This window comes from Nocardia sp. CC227C (assembly GCF_030767025.1).
Lineage (GTDB): Bacteria > Actinomycetota > Actinomycetes > Mycobacteriales > Mycobacteriaceae > Nocardia.
The window spans coordinates 217,024-235,503 of record NZ_JASITE010000006.1 but is presented as its reverse complement, the minus strand read 5'-3'; the positions used below and the strand labels follow the sequence as shown (position 1 = coordinate 235,503).

The window sequence follows — 18,480 nt, the reverse complement described above, 5'->3', positions numbered from 1 at the left end:
AGATGGCGACCGCGGCCGATCTCGTTGCCGGTCAGGGGTGTCGTTCGCGGCGCGTCGCCAGGTGGGCGACCAGGAGGACGGTGAGGACCGCGGTGCAGCCGACGGCGCCGACGGCCAACGCGATGCCGATGCCGGTGCTGCTCGGGTAGCCGTCGGAGGCGAGGTGGGCGGCGAGGACCGCGCCGGACATCGCACTACCGAACGAACCGCCGACGGTGCGCAGCACCTGGTTGAAGCTCACCGCGCTGCCGAGCTCACGGTCGGCCACGCTGCGTGCGATCAGCGCGGGCATCGCCGCGTAGGTCGTGCCGATGCCCGCACCGAAGCCGAACATGCCGAGCAGGATCTCCCAGAGTTCGTCGTGGGCCAGCCACAGCAGCAGGCTGGACGCGGTGACCAGGGCGGCACCGGGAATCAGCAAGGCGCGCATGGGGATACAGGCCGAGACCACCCGCACGACGCGGTTGGCCGCGAAACTGCCCACCGACAGCGGCAGCATGACGAAGCCGGCCCAGAACAACGGCATCGCGATGCCGTAACCGGTGGTGGCGGGCGCCTGCGCGATCAGACTGGCGATCGACAGACAGGCGTACATCGCGGCACCGAGCGCGATGGCGGTGCCGTTGGCGACGAGTGCGTCGCCGGCGCGCAGCACCCGCAGGTCGACCAGCGCGTGCTCGGTACGCAGTTCCACCAGGGCCCACACGGTCAGGATCGCCAGCGAGACGACGAGCAGGCCGATTGTCGACGGCGAACCCCACCCCCACCGGGAGCCCTCGCCCGCGACGAGCAGCAACGCCGCGAGACCGGTGCCGAGCAGCAGGGCGCCGCGCAGGTCGAACGGCGTGCGCGGGGCCCGCTCGTCCGGACCGTCCGGCACCACTTTCCAGACCACGAGCACGGTCGTCAGCAGGAACAGTGCCGCCGCCCAGAAGGCGAAGCGATAGCTGAAGAGATCGGCGAAGATCCCGGTGAGCGGGTAGCCGAGACCAAGACCGGTGGTCACCGTGACAGACAGCGTCGAAATGCCGTTACGCACGTCGTCGGCGGGCAGATGTCGGCGGGCGAGGGCGATGGTCACCGGCACGATGCCGTAACTGAGCCCCTGCAACGCGCGCCCGAGCAGGAACACCGCGAAATCGGTGGCCACGGCCGCGACGACCGACCCGATCAGGATGATGATCAGCGACCACAGCAGCAGCCGCTTCTTGTGCGGGCCGTCGCTGAGCCTGCCCATGACCGGGGTCGTCACCGCGCCGACCAGCAGGTTGACGGTGAGCATCCACTGCGCCGCGCTGACGTCGACCTGCATCTCGTTCGAAATCGCGGGTACCAGCAGCATGCCGAGCGAGCTGACGATGGCCGAGGTCAGCGCCGTGTAGACGAGGGCAGGGGTCAATCGTGGCGCCGCGATCATTCGGTCGGTCCCGCGGCGGCCAGTTTCCGTAACGCGGGCAGCGCCGCGTCGAGAGCGGCGCGTTCCGCCTCGGTCAGTCGCTCGTCGATGGTCCGCCCCAGCCAGTCCAGCCCCGCCGCTCGCTCCTCGACGAGCCGGTCGCGACCGGCCTCGGTGAGTTCGACCCAGACGCGACGGCGATCATCGCTGTCCGGGGTACGCAGTACCAGTCCGAGGGATTCGAGTTCGCGCACGGCGGTGGCGATGGCCTGCGGGCTGACGGTCTGGACGGTCGCCAACGTGGTTGCGGTGGCGCGGCCGTGGGTGGCCAGATAGCCGAGAACGCCGAGCTTTCCGGCCGAGATCGTCCGTCCGGCGAGCAGTCGGCGAGCGACCGGGTGCAAGACTTCACCCAGCTCACGGGCAGTGGAAGGTACCGAAGTCATTAGCTAACCATACAACTAAATTGAACAACTAAGTTGCGTAACTGAGGTGATGCTGACCATAGCCACCGATACGCGAAAGACCCCTCCGGCCGATGCCGGAGGGGTCTTTCGGGCGCAGATCAGCGACGAGGAACCAGCGACAAGGTTCGGCCGTCGGCAACGTAGGTACCGGTGTAGACCGCGACGGATTCATCCAGATCGAGGATGCCGTCGGGGCCGACCGCGAACCGCCGCAAGATCTCCTCCCCGCCCCGCAGTGGGTCGGTGCCGAGCGCCCAGAGCACGTCACCGCTCGGTGACATCACCGAGGATTCGGCGAAAGTGCCGGGCTTCTCCGGTGCGAAAGCGACATCGGGCAACGGGGTGAGCGCACCGTTCGACTCCACCGCGAAGGAGCTGATGTGACCCGACCCCATGTTCGGCACATACAGGAAGCGACCGTCGGGCGTCATGCTCGTCACGTGCGGCAGCATGCCGGTCGGGAACGGCGAGCCCGCGATCTCGGTCAGCGTGCCGTCGCCGGCCCGCGCGAAGCCCGACACCGAACCGCTGATCTCGTTGACGACGTACACGTGCCTGCCATCCGGGGTGACCCGAGGGTAGATCGGATTCAACCCGGTCGACACGCGCTGCTTGACCGGGGACACGGAACCGTCGGCATTGATGTCGAACACCAGCAGTTGACGGGGCAGCAGACTGGCCACGTACAACTGCTTGCCGTCCGGGGAGACGGTGCCCGAGGCGACGCCGTCGAGCGACTCCCCGAAGGGCACGGGCGACCCATTGAGGGTGGGAGTGCCGTTGGCGCCGATGCGTACCGGAATCACTTGGGCGTTCTGCAGACCGACGACGACGTAGGCGTCGCGACTGTTCGGCGCGAAGATGATGTCCACCGGGACGTCGGGCAGCGGGAGCGGCGTTCCCTCGGCGAGTTCGCCGTCGGCGCCGATGGCGTAGGGGATCAGCTGGGGGTTCGCTCCCGGGGCGACGAACAGGAATCGCCCGTCCGGGCTGGGCGCCTGTGGCCAGTTCAGCGCGCCCGGCATCGGCTTGCCCTGGATCGGCGCCGGCTGGTCGATGTCGGAGGCGTTGTAACCGACGATGCCATTGCTCAGGAATCCGTGGGCGTAGATGTGGTAACCGCCCGGGTCGGCCACCGCGGGTGCAGCTGTCGCCGTGAAGCCGGGCAGAACGGTCGCCGCGAGAGCGAGCACCCAGCCCGCTCGCGCGCGCCGTGTCCCCGAACCATCTGTCGGCATTGAATCAGAGGTCATACCGGGAGGTTATGACGTGAAGCACAAGCGAAATGTCCAGAAAACTGCACACCGGCCGGCGGCAGGAACAAGCGAAAGACCCCTCCGGCCGGAGCCGAAGGGGTCTCGCGCCGAACCCGACTCAGCCCTGGGCAGGCATCAGACCGAGCTGGGTCAGGAAGCTGACGTTGTCCCAGTACACGCGGTGCTCGGCGACCTTGCCGTCGCGCAGGGTGAAGGTGTCGATGAGCGGGAAGGTCACCGTGCGACCGGACGGCGGCACCTCACCGTCGGCGGTCGCCAGCGGTCCGGTCTGCACACCGGTGAAGACGATCTCGGCGATCGCGGTGTCACCGTCGACCCAGGTGTTGCGACGCTCGATCTTCATTCCGGGGAACGCGGTGATGAAAGCGCCGATCATGCCGCGCAGCGCCTCGATGCCGGTGAGCGGGCCGGACGGGAACTGCGCCGCCACATCCTCGGTGAACGGGCTCGCGGCCAGTTCCAGATCGCCGCCTTCGAGTCCGGCGTAGTGCACGTTGACGAGGTCGAGCAGATCGCTCATTGGTTGGACCTTTCGGTGAGGTTCGCATCCGGAATTCCGGATACCGAATAATATATATTCCGCTTTCGTCATTGGCGGCCAGAGTCGTTGTGCTACTTGATAATTCACACCGAACGCGGTCGCATCGCCGTAGTGCTCGCCATGATGCACTCGAAAAGGCAGACCAGCACCTCCTTGCACGAAGCTCGGTCGCGCGCATCGCACAGCATGATCGGCACCTGGGTCGGCACGCCGAGGGCGGCGCCGATCTCCTCGGGGGCGTACCGGTCCGCGCCGTCGAAGCAGTTCACCGCGACCACGAACGGGATCCGCCTGGACTCGAAATAGTCCACCGCGGCGAAACTGTCGGCCAGCCGTCGGGTGTCGACCAGCACCACCGCGCCGAGCGCCCCACGCGACAGCTCCGGCCACAGGAACCAGAACCGGTCCTGCCCCGGCGTGCCGAACAGGTACAGGATCACCCGCGGATTGATGGTGATCCGGCCGAAGTCCAGTGCGACGGTGGTTGTTCGCTTGGCTTCGATCCCGCGCAGGTCGTCCACGGAGCTACTGAGTTCGCTGAGTTGCTCCTCGGTGCGCAACGGGGTGATCTCGCTGATCGCACCGACCATCGTCGTCTTCCCGACGCCGAATCCCCCGGCCACCAGGATCTTCACCGCCAGTTCGGTGGACATGACCGCCGGACCGCGTCCGTCAGAGGTTACGTATGCCATCCAGTACCGCCTGCAATAGTTCGGGGTCGGGGCCCGCTTCGGCCCTCGGTGGAGATCGGAAGATCACATAGCCTGCCGCGATGAGGTCGCTGACCAGCACCTTCACGGTGACCAGCAGCAGTTTCAGGTGGGCGGCGATTTCGACGATCGACATCGGCTGATGGCGGCACAGCAGAAAGATCTGGGCGTATTCGCGGTCGAGCTTGTTCACGTCGGAGTCGTAGCCGACCGAGATCACCAGGGTCAGAATGTCCAGGTCCGACAGATCCCTGCCGGCACGACCTCGGGTCAGCGCGAACGGCCGAACCAGCGGCCCCGGGTCGTCGTCCTCGTAGCCCCACACCTCGTTCGGCCCCTCACTCACGGCACTCGTGTCGATATCGAGTTTCTCGGCGCGGCCGACAGGTGCTCACGCACCTGGCCGACGATCACGTTCATCTCGTAGGCGATCAGGCCCAGATCCGCGTCGGCGTCGGTCAGCAGGGCCAGACACGCGCCGTGGCCTGCCTCGGTCACCAACAGATAGCCGTGCTCCAGCTCGACGACGGTCTGGTGTAGCGGCCCCTTGCCGAAGCGCGTGCCGACCCCACGAGCCAGACTGTGCAGGGCCGACGACATGGCGGCCAGATGTTCGAGATCCTCCCGCTCGAAACCGTCGGATCCGGCCAGTGCCAATCCGTCCGCGGACAGCACCACCGCGTGTTCGGCGCCGGATGTCATTGTCACCAGGTTGGTGAGCAACCAGTCGAGGGTGCCCGCCGGGGCGTGACGAACCATCATGTCCTCGTTCATGTTCTGACCGTTCTACGGATGAGAGTTGGGTGGTCGCACGCGAGCCCGTCGCGTGCCGTTCTGCAGCGAACTCATCGCCGTGCGTACCGTCTCCGGCGCTCGGACGCGCGCTGCACCGCCGGGCGCTTGGTTGTACGAATCCTCTTCTTCCACATCGGTACTGAGCTGGGGCGACAGGTGTGTGAGTCGTTCACGTCTCGGGAGGGCAGGCCGGTGGTCCACCTCGGCGAGCGAGGGACCGTCGAGCCTGGCCGGCGGCTCGTCGCTCGCCGCGTGATACCCGTTGCGCCGCACCGGCTCGGCCCGGCGGATCTGCTCCGGTAAGGCAGGCGCCGGAACAGGATCGGGCCGCGGCGCGCCGGGCAACGCGGTGACGCCGGGAACACGGTGCACCGCGTCATGGCTGTGCACGGGTTCGACCGCCGCTGTCGGGTTGTCGTCTCCGGCCTCGAGCACGGCCCACGGCACCAGCACGGTCGCGCGCACACCACCGTACGGCGATTCCTGCAGGGTCACCGAGATGCCGTGGCGCGCCGAGAGCCTGCTCACCACGAACAGCCCGAGATGGCGGTGCCCCGCCAGCGCCATCTCGTGGAACTGTGGCGGCTCGGCCAGCATCGCGTTGAGGCGTTCCCGTTCCTCGAAGGAGATCCCGAGGCCCTGGTCGTCGACCTCGACCACCACTCCCCTGCCGACCGAGTTGCCGTGCACCGCCACCGGAGCGTCCGGCGGGGAGAACGCGGTCGCGTTGTCGATCAGTTCGGCCAGCAGGTGGATGAGGTCGGCGACGGCCGCGCCGAGCACGCTGACCGCGGGCAACCGGATCGCGCTCACCCGCGCGTACCCCTCGGTCTCGGACACCGCGCTGCGCACGATCTCCTCGAGCGCCACCGGGTTGCGCCAGCGACGTCCTGGTGCGCGACCACCGAGGATGAGCAGGTTCTCGGAGTTGCGGCGCGCGCGTGTGGCCAGGTGGTCCAGCTGGAACAGCAGCTCGAGGTCTTCCGGGTCGTCTTGGCGGGCTTCGGCGACGTCGAGCACGTCGAGTTGCCTGCGCACCAGCGCCTGACTGCGGAACGCGATGTCGAGGAACACCTTGTTGAAGCCGTTGCGGGTGCTCACCTCACCTACCGCGGTCTCGAGCGCGGTGCGCTGGGCGACAGCGAAAGCCTCTGCCACCTGGCCGATTTCGTCGCGTCCCCGGTCGACCGGGGCGGTTTCGGCCTGCGCATCGATCTGTTCGCCGTTGTGGATGCGACGGATGAGATCGGGCAGCCGGTCGTTGGCGAGCTCGAGGCTGGCCGAGCGCAAAGTGCGCAGGCGGCGCAGCAACCGGTTGGCCAGAACGAGCGAGCCCGATACCGCGAAAATGGTGACGACGAGCATGATCGCCGAGACGAAGAGCAGCCGGTCAATCATGCGGTCGGCCGCCGCGCTCGTCGCGTCGACCGTCGCCCGGAACTGATCCCGGATCACCGCGATCAGGCGGGTGTCGACCGCGCGTTCGGCGGCCAGCCATTGCTGCACCGGCATCGACAGCTCGCCACGCTCGGCCATCTCGTCCTCACCGGTGGTGCCGACACGCCAGTCGGCGCCGCCAGTAAGGGAGCGGACGCTGGTGCGCACGGCGGTCGACAAGCGGGTATCGACGAGCTCGAATTGTTTGCGGTAGACACCGATATGTTGCGCGAGCACTCGCCGCTCGTACGGCGACAGCCCCTCGGCCGCCGCGGTCCCCGCGGCCACGAGACTCACCACGCGTGAATGGCTTTCGGCCGCGCGCAGCAGCTCGATCGCGGTCATCTCGGCGTCCATCGTCGTGGTGTCGGAGGACTTCAACCGTGCGGAGTCCTGGCCCGCGTCGAGCATGGCCGCGATGAGGTCGCTGAAATACTGGTCGACGTCGACGGTGGTCGCCCGCCTGCTGTCGACCGATTCGCGGATCACCTGCATCCGACCGATGAGATCCGACAGCGCCTGGATGGACTCGGCACCGGTGTCCTGATCTATATCCTGTGCCGCCGAGGCGATCCGGCCCGTCTCGGCGATCGCGCGGTCGGTGTCGTCGCGGCTGGTGCGCAGTTCCGCGTCCGCGCCCGGCGCGTGTTCCTGCGCGGTGACGCTGGCCAGCCGTTCCGCCTGGATCGACGTGACGAACCGCAGCAGCGGATCGATCACTGTGCCCCGGTAGTCGGCCCATTCCTTGACCGACTGCGCCCGGAGCCCGACCAGCGTGACCGCGACCGCGCCGGTCGACAGCAGCACCAGACTCGGGATCAGGGCGATCGCCAGCACGCGGGTTCGCACACTCGTACCGAACCGGCCCCGCAACGGGCGCCGTGAGCTGGCGGAACGGGTGTCCTCGACGCTCGACTCTGCATCGGCCGACGGCACAGCGGTTCTCCTCGGGGTGGACTGGCGTGGACGTCGCGGTGGGCCGTGCGGCCCACCGCGAGGCGTCATCGTGCTGGGCTCAGGTGGGCCGACGGGCCGTCGTGGAAGACCACGCCGGTGTCGACGGCGGGCAGGTCCGACGGGGCGACGCTGCCGTCCGCGGCGACGTTGTAGGTGTGCACCCTCGCCGTCCCGTTCACGGTGAGGGAATCGATGACCCAGAGCTCGTCCTCGTCGGCGCTGAGCACCACCCGGCCGGGGATCGTTCCGCCCGGTGCGGGATAGGGCGAACCCGGCAGCGGCGAGAGCGCGCCGTCGGCACCGATACGAAAGCCGTCGACCTGGCCACCGCTGGACGCGGGCACATACATGCGTGTGCCGTCGGACGTGATCGCCGAGCCGTGCGGGGTGGCACCGGTGGGGTACGGCGAACCCGGCGCGTTCGACAGGCTGCCGTCCGGTGCGATCACGTACCCGGACAGGGTGGCGCTGCCTTCGTTGCTGATGTAGAGGTAGCGACCGTTCGGGGTGATGGCGGGCAGCGCGGGGCGCTCACCGGTCGCCATGGTCGGTCCGACCTGGGTGAGCGAGGCATCGGCATTGATGGCGTAACTGGTCACCGTGGCGCCGATGAACGTGCTCACGATCAGGTTGCGCCCGTCGGGAGTCACCTGCGGCAGGCTCAGGCCGCTCATTCCGGGTACCGGCGTGGCGGGCGCGCCGGTGGGAACGAGCACGCCGGAGGCGGTGATGTCGAAGGATCGGACCTCGGTGGTCAGCGAGCCGACGGTCGCGAACAGCCGGGAGCCGTCCGGGGTGATCGTCACACCGATCACCGGAGCGCCGAAATCTATTCGGCTGCCTGCGATCTCGTGCATCGAACCGTCGGCGCCGAAGTCGTAACCGATAATCGAGCCGGAGACCACGTGTCCGGTGTAGACCCGGCGGCCGTCCGGCGTGATCTCCAACGTGAGAGAGCCGGTGTCACTGGCGAACGGTGCACCTGGCACCTGGGTGAGCGCGCCGTTGCCGTCGACGCGCAGAACGCTGATGTTCGACGAACCCGTGCCGGTGACCAGCAGATAGCGCGGCGCCTCGCCGGGTGCCGAATGCGCGAGGGCCGGAGACAGCGACAGGGCGAGCGCGACGGCCACGCCCGCGGCGACACGTCGCGGTGTGAATGCGTACCTGAGCATCAGGATGCGGTACCTCCTGTATCGGGCAGGCCTCGTCGCCTGCCCTGATTCTGCACAATATACTGTGCTTTCTCGGTTCGGGTTGTTATTTGAAATCGGGCAACGAGACCAGCTCACCGGTTGTCACGGCGCACAACCAGGGTTGTCAGATCATGGACAAAATGTGATCGTTCCAGGTTGTCCGCGATCCTCTTGTCTCGATCGTCGACTCCGCATCTCATCGAGGAGATCACCGATGACTCCCTTCCCCCTGCCCTGCCACCCCCGGACCACCAGGCGACTACGCCGTTGCGCCACAATGGCTTTCATCGCAATGCTGCTCAGCGTTTCCAGTTGGAACACAGCACCTGCCCCCGCGTCGGCCGCGGATTCCCGCTTCCTGGTCGTCGCGGGCACGGCGTCGATGGGCATCAGCGTCCTGCGCGTGGCCGAGGACGGGACGTTGTCGAACGTCCCGAACAGCCCGTTTCCCACCGGCTTCGGAGTCCTCTCGCTGGTGCTCGCCCCGGACGGGCGCACCGTCTACGTTCCGCACGCCGGCGACTTCGGTGTCTCCGGATACCGCCTGGACGACAATGGGACCCTGCATCCGGTCCCGGGCGCTGACATCACCGTCGGCGGGCCGCCGACCGCCGCGACTCTCAGCCCGGACGGTAAGCAGTTGTTCGTCGTGGTCGGCGGAGCGCCGGGCCACGTCGAGTCGTTCGCGGTGAGGCCCTCCGGCGCGCTCGTTCCCACCGGAGCGCCGACCGTTCCGGTGGACGGGTTCAGCGCGGTCGGTATGGCGGCCGTCGACCCCAGCGGACGGTTCCTCCGGGTGGTCACCTACCTCGGAAACACAATGTCCAATTACGCGATCTCGCCGGACGGCACGATGACCCCGCTCGGCGCCGTCGAGGTGAAGCTCGGCCCCGTCGCTCCCGGGTTCAGCCGAGACGGCCGATACCTCTATGTGAGCAACGAGTTCGGCTTCGATCTGTCCGGCTTTGTGATCGGTGACGACGGGCAGCTGACGCCGACTCCTGGCTCGCCGTATCCGACCCACGGCGTTCCACACGGCGCGGTGGTGAGCGCGGACAACACCCGGCTGTACGTCCCCAACGCCATGGGCCAGTCGATCGCCGGATTCGCTCTGCACCCGGACGGGCGACTGGTCGAACTCCCGGGCTCACCGTACGCGGCTCCCCCGGCCACCCTGCCCGGCCAGGCCGCCCTGCATCCCGACGGCAAGACGCTGTACCTCGTCGACGTGCTGACCGCCCAGGTGACCACGCGGGTGCACACCTACACGATCCGTGACGACGGCAGCCTCACGCCCTCCGGCTGGCCCTCGGTCGACACCGCCGTGGTCATGTCCGACGGGCCGGTGGTCGCTATCACCCCCTAGGCGAGCGAACAGGGCCGGTGTCGTGACCATTCCGGTCACGACACCGGCCCCCAGCGCGAAGAACCCGGGATCAGGGCTGAACGCCCATCTCCGGGCCGATGTACTCACGGACCCGCGCGGCCTTGCCGTCGCGGACCTCAACATTCTGCAGCAGGTGCAGCTTCATCTCCTGACCACCGATCGATACCTCGGTCGTGCACTCGTGAAAGAACCCGTGCTCGGTGTAGGTGACCCCGAGGGAGACGAAGGTCGGAACGGCACCATCCGCGGAACGCTCGTAGACGGCCGCGACGGCATCGGCCACGGTGACCCACTTGTCGTCGGCGCTGTGCCACACGAGGCAGTCGTCGTGGCTGATCTCCTTGAAGAGATCGATGTTCGTGAGGGCATTGACCCAGTTGTCCGCGAGGTCTTTGGTGGCTTGATCGGGGGTAGTGCTCATCGTTGAACGGTGCCTTCCTGTCCAATTGCTGCAGGGTCCTGCTCCACCCATGCTGCGCGTGAACCGGCGCGGCGAGTGTCCAACTTCCTGGACACTCGGTCTAGGCGGTCGACTTCTCCGGCGTCGACCACATTCCCTGCTTCACCAGCATGGCGATGAGTTCGTCGGCGCCGGACATGATGTGGTCGCGCATCAAGCTGCTCGCCGTCTTCGCGCGACGCTTCTGCAGCGCCTCGAGGATGGCCGGGTGGAAATCGAGGGACTCGTTGGCATGGCCTTCGATATTTCCGTAGAACCGATTGGGCAACTGTTTGACGATCGAACGCAACAGCAGCGCGAGCCGGCGCGAATCCGCGGCCAGGTTCACAGTGCGATGGAATTCGTGGCCGAGTGCCACGATGCGGTCGAGGTCGGCCCCTTCGGCGACCGCCTGTTCGTGCTCGGCGACCACATCGGCCAGGTGGGCGAGTTGGCGCGGTGATATGGACTTTGCTGCGCGCGAGGCCAATTCACCTGCGAGCGTGGCCTGCGCCCAGAACAGATCGCGCACATCCTGCCTACTGAACGCCGACACCATGAATCCGCGACGCGGGACCAGTTCGACGAACCCCTCACCGCTGAGCAGCAAAAGGCCTTCACGCACGGGCGTGTTGCTCACTCCGACCGCTTCGGCGATCGGCTCGGCACGCAGGAACTCACCGGCGCGCACACGTCCGGAGATGATCAGTTCCCGCACGTAGCTCGCGACGTCTTCGGACAACTGCTGACGCTGCGAATTCGCCCGGCGGGGCAATGCCCGCGGCGAGAAGTCGGCATCCAGTGAGTCTTTGTCGTTCGGCACTTACGCATTATGCGGCCCCGGAGCACGATCGCGCAGCACCGACCCATGGAAACGACGTCGGTCACCGCAGGGATGGGGCGCAGGGATGTGGCATACGCCGTCAGTGACCGACGTCGTGGCCCGAGGCCCCCGGGGGATCAGAAGGGCCTCGGGAGATCTACTGTTCAGAACACGACATCATCATATATTTAATATTATGGCTAAGGCGATCCGAGAGGGGCACCGATGACCGGAGCATTCTTCCGCACACAGTACAGCCGACAGGGGATCGAGTTGATCCCCCAGGCCGAAGCCGCGAGCGGGTGGGGCGAGGACCACATGCGTGGGCTCGCGGTGAGTTCGGCCCTGGCACGCGCCGCCGAGCAGCGGATCCACAACCTCGGCAGCAATGGACTCGAATTCATCAACGCCGACGTCTCGTTGGCATGGGGCCGCCTGCCGGTGGGCTCGGTGGGCTTCGCCACCACCGAGCGAATCGAAGAGGCGGGCATCTCGGTCGGCACCGCGGTCGCCTTCGTAGAGGTGAGCGCACCCGCGCACCGTTCCGGAGCAGTACCGAATCGAGCCGAGATGGCCGACATCGAGTCGACACAGCGCAGTTCCGCTTCGGGAATTCCGGCGGAACTGGCCGCGGCGGGCTTCGACGACGCCGAGGATGTGCGCCTGGACACGGCGGAAGTCCTCGCGCTGACCCGGGCGACCGACGGATGGATCGCCGCGTTGCAACTGGCGGTGCTGTCACTGCGCTCGGGCCAGGACACCGGGCATCTGCTCGACAGCCTCGCCACCCACCCCGACATCGGTGCGTTCCTCGCCGAGAACGTGCTCGACGCCCTCGACCCGCAACGCTCGACTTTCTCATGACGACCTCGATCTGCGAGCGGATCTGTGGCGGGCTGGCGGCCGCGTTGACCGGCCGCGCCGATGCCGCCGACGTACTCGCCGACCTCGCCGAACGGGGATTGTTCCTCGTGCCGACCGGCCCCGGCAGCGACTGGTACCGCTACCACCAGCTCTTCGCCGGGTACCTGTGCCGCAGGTTGACCCAGGACCGCCCCGGACAGCTCGCCGGGCTGCGGCTGCGGGCCGCCCAGTGGTTCGCCCGTCATCATCTGCTCAACGACGCGGTCGAACACGCCCTCGCCGCCGAAAGCCCCGACCACGCGGCCGATCTCGTCGAGGAAGGCGCGGGCTACCTGCTGGAACGGTCCAGAATGGCGATGTTGCACGGGATTCTGGCCAAGCTTCCCGCGAGTGTTTGCCGCACAAGACCGCGGATCCAGCTGTTCGCGGTGTGGGTGAACCTGGTTCTGCGCAGGCCCGGGGCCACCGAGGCATGCCTTGCCCGTTTCGAGGCAGCACTGACCGAGGCCGACGAAGCCGACCGCGCGGATCTGCGGGCCGAGGCCGACGTGGCGATCAGTGTCCGCGAAATGTTCGCCGACCGGGTATCGGCACTGGACGGGCTGATCGGGCAGGCGCTGACCCGTCCCGACGGCTTCTCCCCCCGGATTCCGGGCGTGGCCGCCAATATCGCCACCTTCGCCGCGATCCAGCGCTTCGACTTCGACGAGGCGCGGCGGCGGCAACTCTGGGCCGCCCCGTACCACGAGGCGACCGGCCCCTTCCTGTCCGTCTACGGTCGGTGCTTCGCCGGGCTCGCGGCCCGCGAACAACTCGACATCGCGGGCGCGGAGGAGCTGTTCACCCGTGCGCTCGACACCGCGCGGGCCACGATGGGACCGGCGGCGCACGCCACCCGTTTGGCCGGCGCCCTGCTCGGCGAGTTGTGTTATGAGACAGGCGATCTCGATACCGCTGTAGATCTGCTCACAAAGAGCAGGGAACTGTCGGCCGAAGGTGGCGGCGGTGTGGATTTCATGCTTGCCACGTACGGAACGGGTGCGCGGGCGCTGCGCGGCGACCGCGAGGGCGCGCGGGAACTCCTGGTGGAAGGCCTGTCGGCCGCCGAACGCCTAGAGCTGCCTCGACTGACCGCACGCCTGCACAACGAACAGGTCCGCGCGGGCTTCGACCTGGGTCCTGGAATCGCCGACGCCTTGCTGATCCCACGCGCGATCCGCCACGACGACGGAATCGTCACCGCCATCGACGAATTCGACGAGGACTCCGCCATCCGATTGTTGTCGGACGGCGGCGAACACGAACGCGCGGTGGCACGCGCCGAACTCCTCCTCGCCAGCACGCAGGCGGACCGCCGCCCGCTGGCGCGGTTGCGCGCCGGGTTGTTGCTCGGTTCCGCGCTGCGGCGGGCCGGGCGCCGGGACGAGGCCGAACGCACTCTCGCACCGTTGCTACGGCAGTGCGTCCGACTCGGCCTGACCCGCCTGCCCGCCGACGCGATGACGACCTAGCGGCTCCGCGTGTGCGAAGTCCTGCGGTTAGCGGGCCGGCTCGACGATCCCGCCCGGATCCGGATCAGCGGTTCGCACCCGCTCGACCTCGTCGTCGACCGTCGACGCGGGCATCAGGATCACGATGGCGGCGGCGATCACCGCGGGAATCGCGAAGACGTAGAAGTTCCAGTGGCTGCCCAGCGAGGAGCCGACGACCCAGCCGCCGATGGACGGGCCGAGGATGGAACCGACCCGGCCGAGCCCCATGCTGGCGCCGACAGCCGATCCTCGGCACGACGCGGGGTACTTGGCGGCGACGTAGCCGTAGGCGAGCGAACTGCTGCCGATCGACCCGAGCCCGGCACCCGCCACCGCGACCATCAGCACCGCGGTGTCGAGCTTGCGGCTCAGTGCCAGCAGCGACACAGCGCCGATGAGGAAGAACAGCACCAGGATCCGCCGTGACCCGTAGCGATCGGCGAGCATGGATCCGCCGATCATGCCGACGATGGCGCCGACCTGGAGCACCAGCAGGAATTGCAGCGAGGATCCGAGCGGGTAGCCCGCCTCGCGCATCAACACCGGCAGCCAGGTGTTGAGTCCGTAGGTGATCACCTGGGCGCAGACGCAGACCACGACGAACAGCAGCAGCGACGGGAGGTACCGGCGGGTGAGCAGCATGCGCCACCCACCGTTCTTCGCGGCGGTGGTGGAGGTCTGGAGCTGGAGGCGTTGTTCGGCGCGAATCACGTCGATATCGAGGCCGTAGGCCCGCGCGACGTCGGCGGCCTCGGCGTCTTTGCCGCGCGCCACCAGCGAATTCACCGATTCGGGCAGCCAGAAGTACATGGCGGGCACCACGATCACGCACAGCGCGCCGATCGCGTAGAGCACCCGCCAACTGTTGTCGGGCAGCAGGGCGATGGCGACCAGCGCGGCGATGATGCCGCCGAAGGAGTACCCGGTGAGCATCATGCCGTTGTAGATCTGCCGGCGATCGCGCGGCGCGAACTCCATTGTCAAGGCCACCGCCGACGGCACGACACCGCCGAGCCCGATACCGGTGAAGAACCGTGCGGCGCCGAGGAATTCGGGGGAGGTGGCGACCGCGCAGACCGCACAGCCGACGGAGAACCACACGACCCCGACCATCATCACCTTGCGTCGTCCGATGCGGTCGGCCAGCGGCCCCGCCAGCAGGAAGCCGACCATCAGGCCGACCAGGGTCCAACTGCCGATCAGACCCGCGGTGCCGGCCGTCATGTTCCAGCCCGGCTCCTCCAGCAGACTAGGCACCGTTGCCCCGTAGACGATCAGGTCGTAGCCGTCGGCCACGATCGTGAGAAAGCAGAGCATGACCACGACGAGGCCGCTCCGTCGACGCGGGGCCGGACCATCCATTTTCGTACTCCTTCGAACGTGCGAGCGCGGCGACAGCCGCGCGACGCACATCACAATATCGCACAATATATGATCCGTAATTCGTTTTCCCCTAGTCCGCGGCTCCGAAACGACGAAAGCCCGGGAACCCCACCAGTTCCCGGGCCTCATGACCGGAAGCGCTCGCGGCGCTCGCTCTCAGCGCTGCGCGGGCAGCATCACCGCCACCATGGTGACCAGCTTGTCGGACCGATTGCTCCACGCGTGCTTGATCCCCCGATTGATCACGGTGTCGCCCGGACGCAACAGCGTCTCGCCGGTTTCGTAGATCGCGTAGATCTCGCCGTCGATGATGGTGGCGATGTCGACCGTCTCGGTCGCGTGCAGGCCGACGATCGTATCGTCGTCGGCCTTGGCGTCCTCGCCGTGCAGGTCACCGATGGACTCCGCGTAGACGGCGGGGTCGATCTCGGTGTCGGGCGGGAAGGTCGCCAGGCGCACGACCACCCCGGCGGCGGGCGGATCCAGCTCCACCTCGGCGCCGAGGGTGTCCCCGTCCGACATCCGGGCGGGCAGCGTGTCGACGCGCCACACGTCGTTCACCGTGAAGGCGGGCAGCGCGACCCGCGTAGCCGTGGTCTCGTCGACCACCACCGTCGACTTTCCGTCCGCGTCGAGACCGGCGATCACGCGCCGTGCGGTACGTGCCAGATGTTCACCACTCATGACCTCACCCTTCGCTCAATGGATAATATATCAAATATCACACCGGCATGGTTTGACAAGGCCGGATCAGTCAGAGGTTGGTAGTGAAGAAGGGCGTCAGGGCGGCCATGGCCTGGTCTACGTACGCGGGGCGGTCGTAGAGACCTATGTGGCCCGCGCCTTCGACCAGCACGAGATCGGTGTTCTCCGGCAGGCGCTTGTGCGAGGCCTCCGCCTGCCACAGGGAACCGGCGGCCGATCCGGCGACCAGCAGCACCGGCTGGGTCAGGAACTCGGCACCGGCGAAAGCGTCGTAGTCGAAGATCCGGGTGACGCTGGCGGTGAACAGCATCCGGTTCTCGGAGTTGGGGTGCTGCGCGCGGGGAGTGCGGTAGTACTCGTGCGCTTCGACCATGTCGGGATGGGTTGTGTCGTCCAGGGTTTCGGGCACGTAGGTGATCTCGGCGATCTCCCCGCCCGCGGCTTCGATCGCGCGCTGGCCCGCGACGGCGTCCAGCGTGGCGAGTGCGCTTCCAGCGGCAGCGAGCCGTCCCAGCCGCGCCGGATAGGTGGCGCCGATGTCGACCGGGCTCACCGTGCCGACAGCCTTGATCCGGCGGTCGGACTTGGTGGCGTCGATCGCGTAACCGCCGCCGGCGCACGCATCGAACGCGCCGATCCGGTCGGCGTCGACGAAGTCGAGGGTCGATACGTAGTCGACCGCCGCGCGAACGTCCTCGACCCGCGCGAAGGGGGTCTTCCAGCCGTCGGGGAATACCGCCGCTCTCGCCCTGGTGGGAGGCGTCGAAGGCCAGGGTGACAAAGCCCTCGGCAGCCAGCTTCTTCGCGTAGAGACCCGCGGTCTGCTCCTTCACGCCGCCGCCGGGATGAACGCACACGATCGCCGGGTAGTACCGGTCGGTGGAGAAATCCTCGGGCAGGTACAGGTCGCCGGCCATGGTGACCGTGGCGTTCGGGAAGTCGATGTACTGCACGATGATGTCCTCGGTTCGTCGGGGTTCTTTCCGGATGACATCGGTCTTCGTCATCCGGAAAGCCCCTGGCAGGACGACTCTGTTCCTGGGAACAATCCCTCCCCCTCAGTGCACCGCCGCGAACATCAGCTTCGCGTCATCGGCCTCGGCCGGATCGAACTCGGCCACGATGCTGCCCTGCTTGGCGACCAGGATCCGGTCCGAGAGCGCCCTGATCTCCGGCAGGTACGACGAGATCACGATCACCGCGACACCGTCGTCGGCCAGAGCGCGGATCATCGCGTGGATCTCGGTGATCGTCCCGAGGTCGACGCCGCGGGTCGGCTCGTCGATGATCGCCACCAACGGCTGCCGGGTCAGCCCCTTGGCCAGCACCACCTTCTGCTGATTACCGCCGCTGAGCTCCTCGAGTTTGGCCCGCTCGGGTCGCAGCGTGCGGACGTGGAACCGCTCGACGAAGCGCTGGGCAACGGTCTTGCGCTCCCCTGGTCGCACCAGCAACGGCAGCCGTGGCGCGCTGCACAGGTGCCCGAAGTAGATGTTGTCGGCGATCGAGAAGTGACCGAAGAAGCCCGAGGCCTTGCGGTCCTCGGTGATGTAGACCAGGCCGGCACGGCGGGCGTGCCGTGGGGTCCGGAAACGCACCTTGCGACCGGCCAGCCGGACGGTGCCGCCGCGCAGACGCCGTCGCTTGGTCACCCCGGCGACGATCATCGCGGTCTCGCTGCGCCCGGCGCCGACGAGCCCGTAGATGCCGACGATCTCGCCCGCGTGCGCGGAGAACGACATATTGCGGACGGCCGGAAGCAGGGTGATGTCCTCGACCTCGAGCACCGGTGCCGGGTCGGGCTCGCGGTTCGGCGGCACCCGTTGGTATTCCACGCTGCGCCCCACCATCATCCGCACCACCTCGGCACGGTCGAAAGCCGGTTTGTCCAGCGTGCCCTGCACCTCGCCGTCGCGCAGCACGGTGATGCGGTCGGCCTCTTCCATCGCCTCGTCGAGCATGTGGGTGATGAAAACGACCCCGATGCCCTGCTTCTTGAGCCTGCGCATCGACAGGAACAGTTGCAGTCGTTCCTCCGGTGTCACCGAGGCGGTCGGTTCGTCGAGGATGACGACCTTGGCGTCGCGGTGCACGGCGCGGGCGATCTCGACCATCTGCTTCTGGGCGATGCCGAGCGCACCCGCGGGAACCTCGGGCCGGATGTGGAAGTTGTGTGACTCCAACAGTTCTCGCGCGACCACATTGAGCTGGGAGAGGTTGTTGAAGGCCTTTTCGTCGCCGAGGAACAGGTTCTGCGCCACGGTCATCGACTCGACGAGCGATCCCTCCTGATACACCATCGCGACCCCGGCCTCGGCCGATTCCTTGGGGGTGCTGAAGTTGCGCATCCGGCCGGTGACCTGCAACGTCCCCGCGTCGTGTTCGATCGCGCCCGAGATCACCTTCACGAGAGTCGATTTGCCCGCGCCGTTCTCGCCGAGCAGGGCGTGGATCTCCCCCGGTGCGACCTCGAAGTCGACGTCGCGCAACGCGTAGGTTCCGTTGTAGTGCTTGCTGATCCGGCTGAGCCGGATCACCGGCTCGGCGGTAACGGCGGTGTCGCTCACGGTG

18 protein-coding genes are annotated in these 18,480 nt (G+C 67.5%); 3 read left to right on the top strand and 15 right to left on the bottom strand.

The annotated features are described in order from the left end of the window. Positions 1-31: 31 nt before the first annotated feature. The 9 genes from QMO76_RS14585 to QMO76_RS14545 all read right to left on the bottom strand — a co-directional run bounded on the left by QMO76_RS14585 (position 32) and on the right by QMO76_RS14545 (position 8,755). A complete protein-coding gene (locus QMO76_RS14585) occupies positions 32-1,417 on the bottom strand; it encodes an MFS transporter (RefSeq protein ID WP_306361819.1) in 1,386 nt (461 codons plus the stop codon). Then, on the bottom strand, positions 1,414-1,842 hold the full coding sequence (locus tag QMO76_RS14580) for a MarR family winged helix-turn-helix transcriptional regulator (RefSeq protein WP_306361818.1): 429 nt from the start codon (positions 1,840-1,842) through the stop codon (positions 1,414-1,416). Before QMO76_RS14580 ends, QMO76_RS14585 begins: the two co-directional genes overlap by 4 nt. 119 nt (positions 1,843-1,961) lie before the next feature. Then, positions 1,962-3,116, bottom strand: a complete 1,155-nt coding sequence (locus QMO76_RS14575; protein WP_306361817.1) for a beta-propeller fold lactonase family protein — start codon at positions 3,114-3,116, stop codon at positions 1,962-1,964. A 121-nt stretch (positions 3,117-3,237) separates the two neighbouring features. Then, entirely contained in the window at positions 3,238-3,660 is a 423-nt protein-coding gene (locus tag QMO76_RS14570; RefSeq protein ID WP_306361816.1) for an ester cyclase, read from the bottom strand. Between the two features lie 104 nt (positions 3,661-3,764). Continuing rightward, positions 3,765-4,334 (bottom strand): ATP/GTP-binding protein, encoded by a 570-nt coding sequence (locus QMO76_RS14565; RefSeq protein WP_306361815.1) that lies wholly within the window; start codon positions 4,332-4,334, stop codon positions 3,765-3,767. A 19-nt stretch (positions 4,335-4,353) separates the two neighbouring features. After that, entirely contained in the window at positions 4,354-4,737 is a 384-nt protein-coding gene (locus tag QMO76_RS14560) for a DUF742 domain-containing protein (protein WP_306361814.1), read from the bottom strand. Next, positions 4,734-5,165, bottom strand: coding sequence for a roadblock/LC7 domain-containing protein (locus QMO76_RS14555; protein ID WP_306361813.1), 432 nt, complete (start codon positions 5,163-5,165; stop codon positions 4,734-4,736). Before QMO76_RS14555 ends, QMO76_RS14560 begins: the two co-directional genes overlap by 4 nt. A 12-nt stretch (positions 5,166-5,177) precedes the next feature. Further along, on the bottom strand, positions 5,178-7,472 hold the full coding sequence (locus tag QMO76_RS14550) for a nitrate- and nitrite sensing domain-containing protein (RefSeq protein WP_306361812.1): 2,295 nt from the start codon (positions 7,470-7,472) through the stop codon (positions 5,178-5,180). Between the two features lie 152 nt (positions 7,473-7,624). Beyond that, positions 7,625-8,755: a beta-propeller fold lactonase family protein gene (locus QMO76_RS14545; RefSeq protein WP_306361811.1), complete on the bottom strand. Its 1,131-nt coding sequence runs from the start codon at positions 8,753-8,755 to the stop codon at positions 7,625-7,627. 235 nt (positions 8,756-8,990) lie between these two features. Here QMO76_RS14545 and QMO76_RS14540 point away from each other — a divergent pair, with 235 nt between their 5' ends. Beyond that, entirely contained in the window at positions 8,991-10,142 is a 1,152-nt protein-coding gene (locus QMO76_RS14540) for a beta-propeller fold lactonase family protein (RefSeq protein WP_306361810.1), read from the top strand. Positions 10,143-10,212: 70 nt separating this feature from the next. Here the strand turns inward: QMO76_RS14540 and QMO76_RS14535 are convergent, their stop codons facing one another. Next, positions 10,213-10,584: a hypothetical protein gene (locus tag QMO76_RS14535; RefSeq protein ID WP_306361809.1), complete on the bottom strand. Its 372-nt coding sequence runs from the start codon at positions 10,582-10,584 to the stop codon at positions 10,213-10,215. Positions 10,585-10,684: 100 nt separating this feature from the next. After that, a complete protein-coding gene (locus QMO76_RS14530) occupies positions 10,685-11,377 on the bottom strand; it encodes a GntR family transcriptional regulator (RefSeq protein ID WP_306361808.1) in 693 nt (230 codons plus the stop codon). A 273-nt stretch (positions 11,378-11,650) separates the two neighbouring features. Between QMO76_RS14530 and QMO76_RS14525 the strand changes: the two genes are divergently transcribed. Together QMO76_RS14525 and QMO76_RS14520 are read left to right on the top strand one after the other, a co-directional pair. Next, the gene (locus QMO76_RS14525) at positions 11,651-12,289 is read left to right on the top strand and encodes a hypothetical protein (protein ID WP_306361807.1); all 639 of its coding nucleotides are present in this window, start codon (positions 11,651-11,653) and stop codon (positions 12,287-12,289) included. Then, the gene (locus QMO76_RS14520) at positions 12,286-13,800 is read left to right on the top strand and encodes a hypothetical protein (protein ID WP_306361806.1); all 1,515 of its coding nucleotides are present in this window, start codon (positions 12,286-12,288) and stop codon (positions 13,798-13,800) included. Before QMO76_RS14525 ends, QMO76_RS14520 begins: the two co-directional genes overlap by 4 nt. A gap of 27 nt (positions 13,801-13,827) precedes the next feature. Here QMO76_RS14520 and QMO76_RS14515 read toward each other — a convergent pair whose 3' ends face one another. The 4 genes from QMO76_RS14515 to QMO76_RS14500 form a co-directional block, all read right to left on the bottom strand. Beyond that, positions 13,828-15,183, bottom strand: coding sequence for an aromatic acid/H+ symport family MFS transporter (locus QMO76_RS14515; RefSeq protein WP_306361805.1), 1,356 nt, complete (start codon positions 15,181-15,183; stop codon positions 13,828-13,830). 177 nt (positions 15,184-15,360) lie between these two features. Continuing rightward, positions 15,361-15,888 (bottom strand): cupin domain-containing protein, encoded by a 528-nt coding sequence (locus QMO76_RS14510; RefSeq protein ID WP_306361804.1) that lies wholly within the window; start codon positions 15,886-15,888, stop codon positions 15,361-15,363. Between the two features lie 70 nt (positions 15,889-15,958). Continuing rightward, positions 15,959-16,690, bottom strand: coding sequence for an alpha/beta hydrolase (locus QMO76_RS14505; RefSeq protein ID WP_306361803.1), 732 nt, complete (start codon positions 16,688-16,690; stop codon positions 15,959-15,961). 277 nt (positions 16,691-16,967) lie between these two features. Further along, a complete protein-coding gene (locus QMO76_RS14500; protein WP_306361802.1) occupies positions 16,968-18,476 on the bottom strand; it encodes a sugar ABC transporter ATP-binding protein in 1,509 nt (502 codons plus the stop codon). Positions 18,477-18,480 lie beyond the last annotated feature (4 nt).

What these genes read in the sequence shown, in the direction of transcription:
- QMO76_RS14555 (WP_306361813.1), bottom strand. Translation starts at nt 5,165, where the DNA reads ATGAACGAGGACATGATGGTTCGTCACGCCCCGGCGGGCACCCTCGAC.
- QMO76_RS14535 (WP_306361809.1), bottom strand. Translation starts at nt 10,584, where the DNA reads ATGAGCACTACCCCCGATCAAGCCACCAAAGACCTCGCGGACAACTGG.
- QMO76_RS14525 (WP_306361807.1), top strand. Translation starts at nt 11,651, where the DNA reads ATGACCGGAGCATTCTTCCGCACACAGTACAGCCGACAGGGGATCGAG.
- QMO76_RS14565 (WP_306361815.1), bottom strand. Translation starts at nt 4,334, where the DNA reads ATGTCCACCGAACTGGCGGTGAAGATCCTGGTGGCCGGGGGATTCGGC.
- QMO76_RS14585 (WP_306361819.1), bottom strand. Translation starts at nt 1,417, where the DNA reads ATGATCGCGGCGCCACGATTGACCCCTGCCCTCGTCTACACGGCGCTG.
- QMO76_RS14575 (WP_306361817.1), bottom strand. Translation starts at nt 3,116, where the DNA reads ATGACCTCTGATTCAATGCCGACAGATGGTTCGGGGACACGGCGCGCG.
- QMO76_RS14520 (WP_306361806.1), top strand. Translation starts at nt 12,286, where the DNA reads ATGACGACCTCGATCTGCGAGCGGATCTGTGGCGGGCTGGCGGCCGCG.
- QMO76_RS14570 (WP_306361816.1), bottom strand. Translation starts at nt 3,660, where the DNA reads ATGAGCGATCTGCTCGACCTCGTCAACGTGCACTACGCCGGACTCGAA.
- QMO76_RS14510 (WP_306361804.1), bottom strand. Translation starts at nt 15,888, where the DNA reads ATGAGTGGTGAACATCTGGCACGTACCGCACGGCGCGTGATCGCCGGT.
- QMO76_RS14515 (WP_306361805.1), bottom strand. Translation starts at nt 15,183, where the DNA reads ATGGATGGTCCGGCCCCGCGTCGACGGAGCGGCCTCGTCGTGGTCATG.
- QMO76_RS14540 (WP_306361810.1), top strand. Translation starts at nt 8,991, where the DNA reads ATGACTCCCTTCCCCCTGCCCTGCCACCCCCGGACCACCAGGCGACTA.
- QMO76_RS14545 (WP_306361811.1), bottom strand. Translation starts at nt 8,755, where the DNA reads ATGCTCAGGTACGCATTCACACCGCGACGTGTCGCCGCGGGCGTGGCC.
- QMO76_RS14580 (WP_306361818.1), bottom strand. Translation starts at nt 1,842, where the DNA reads ATGACTTCGGTACCTTCCACTGCCCGTGAGCTGGGTGAAGTCTTGCAC.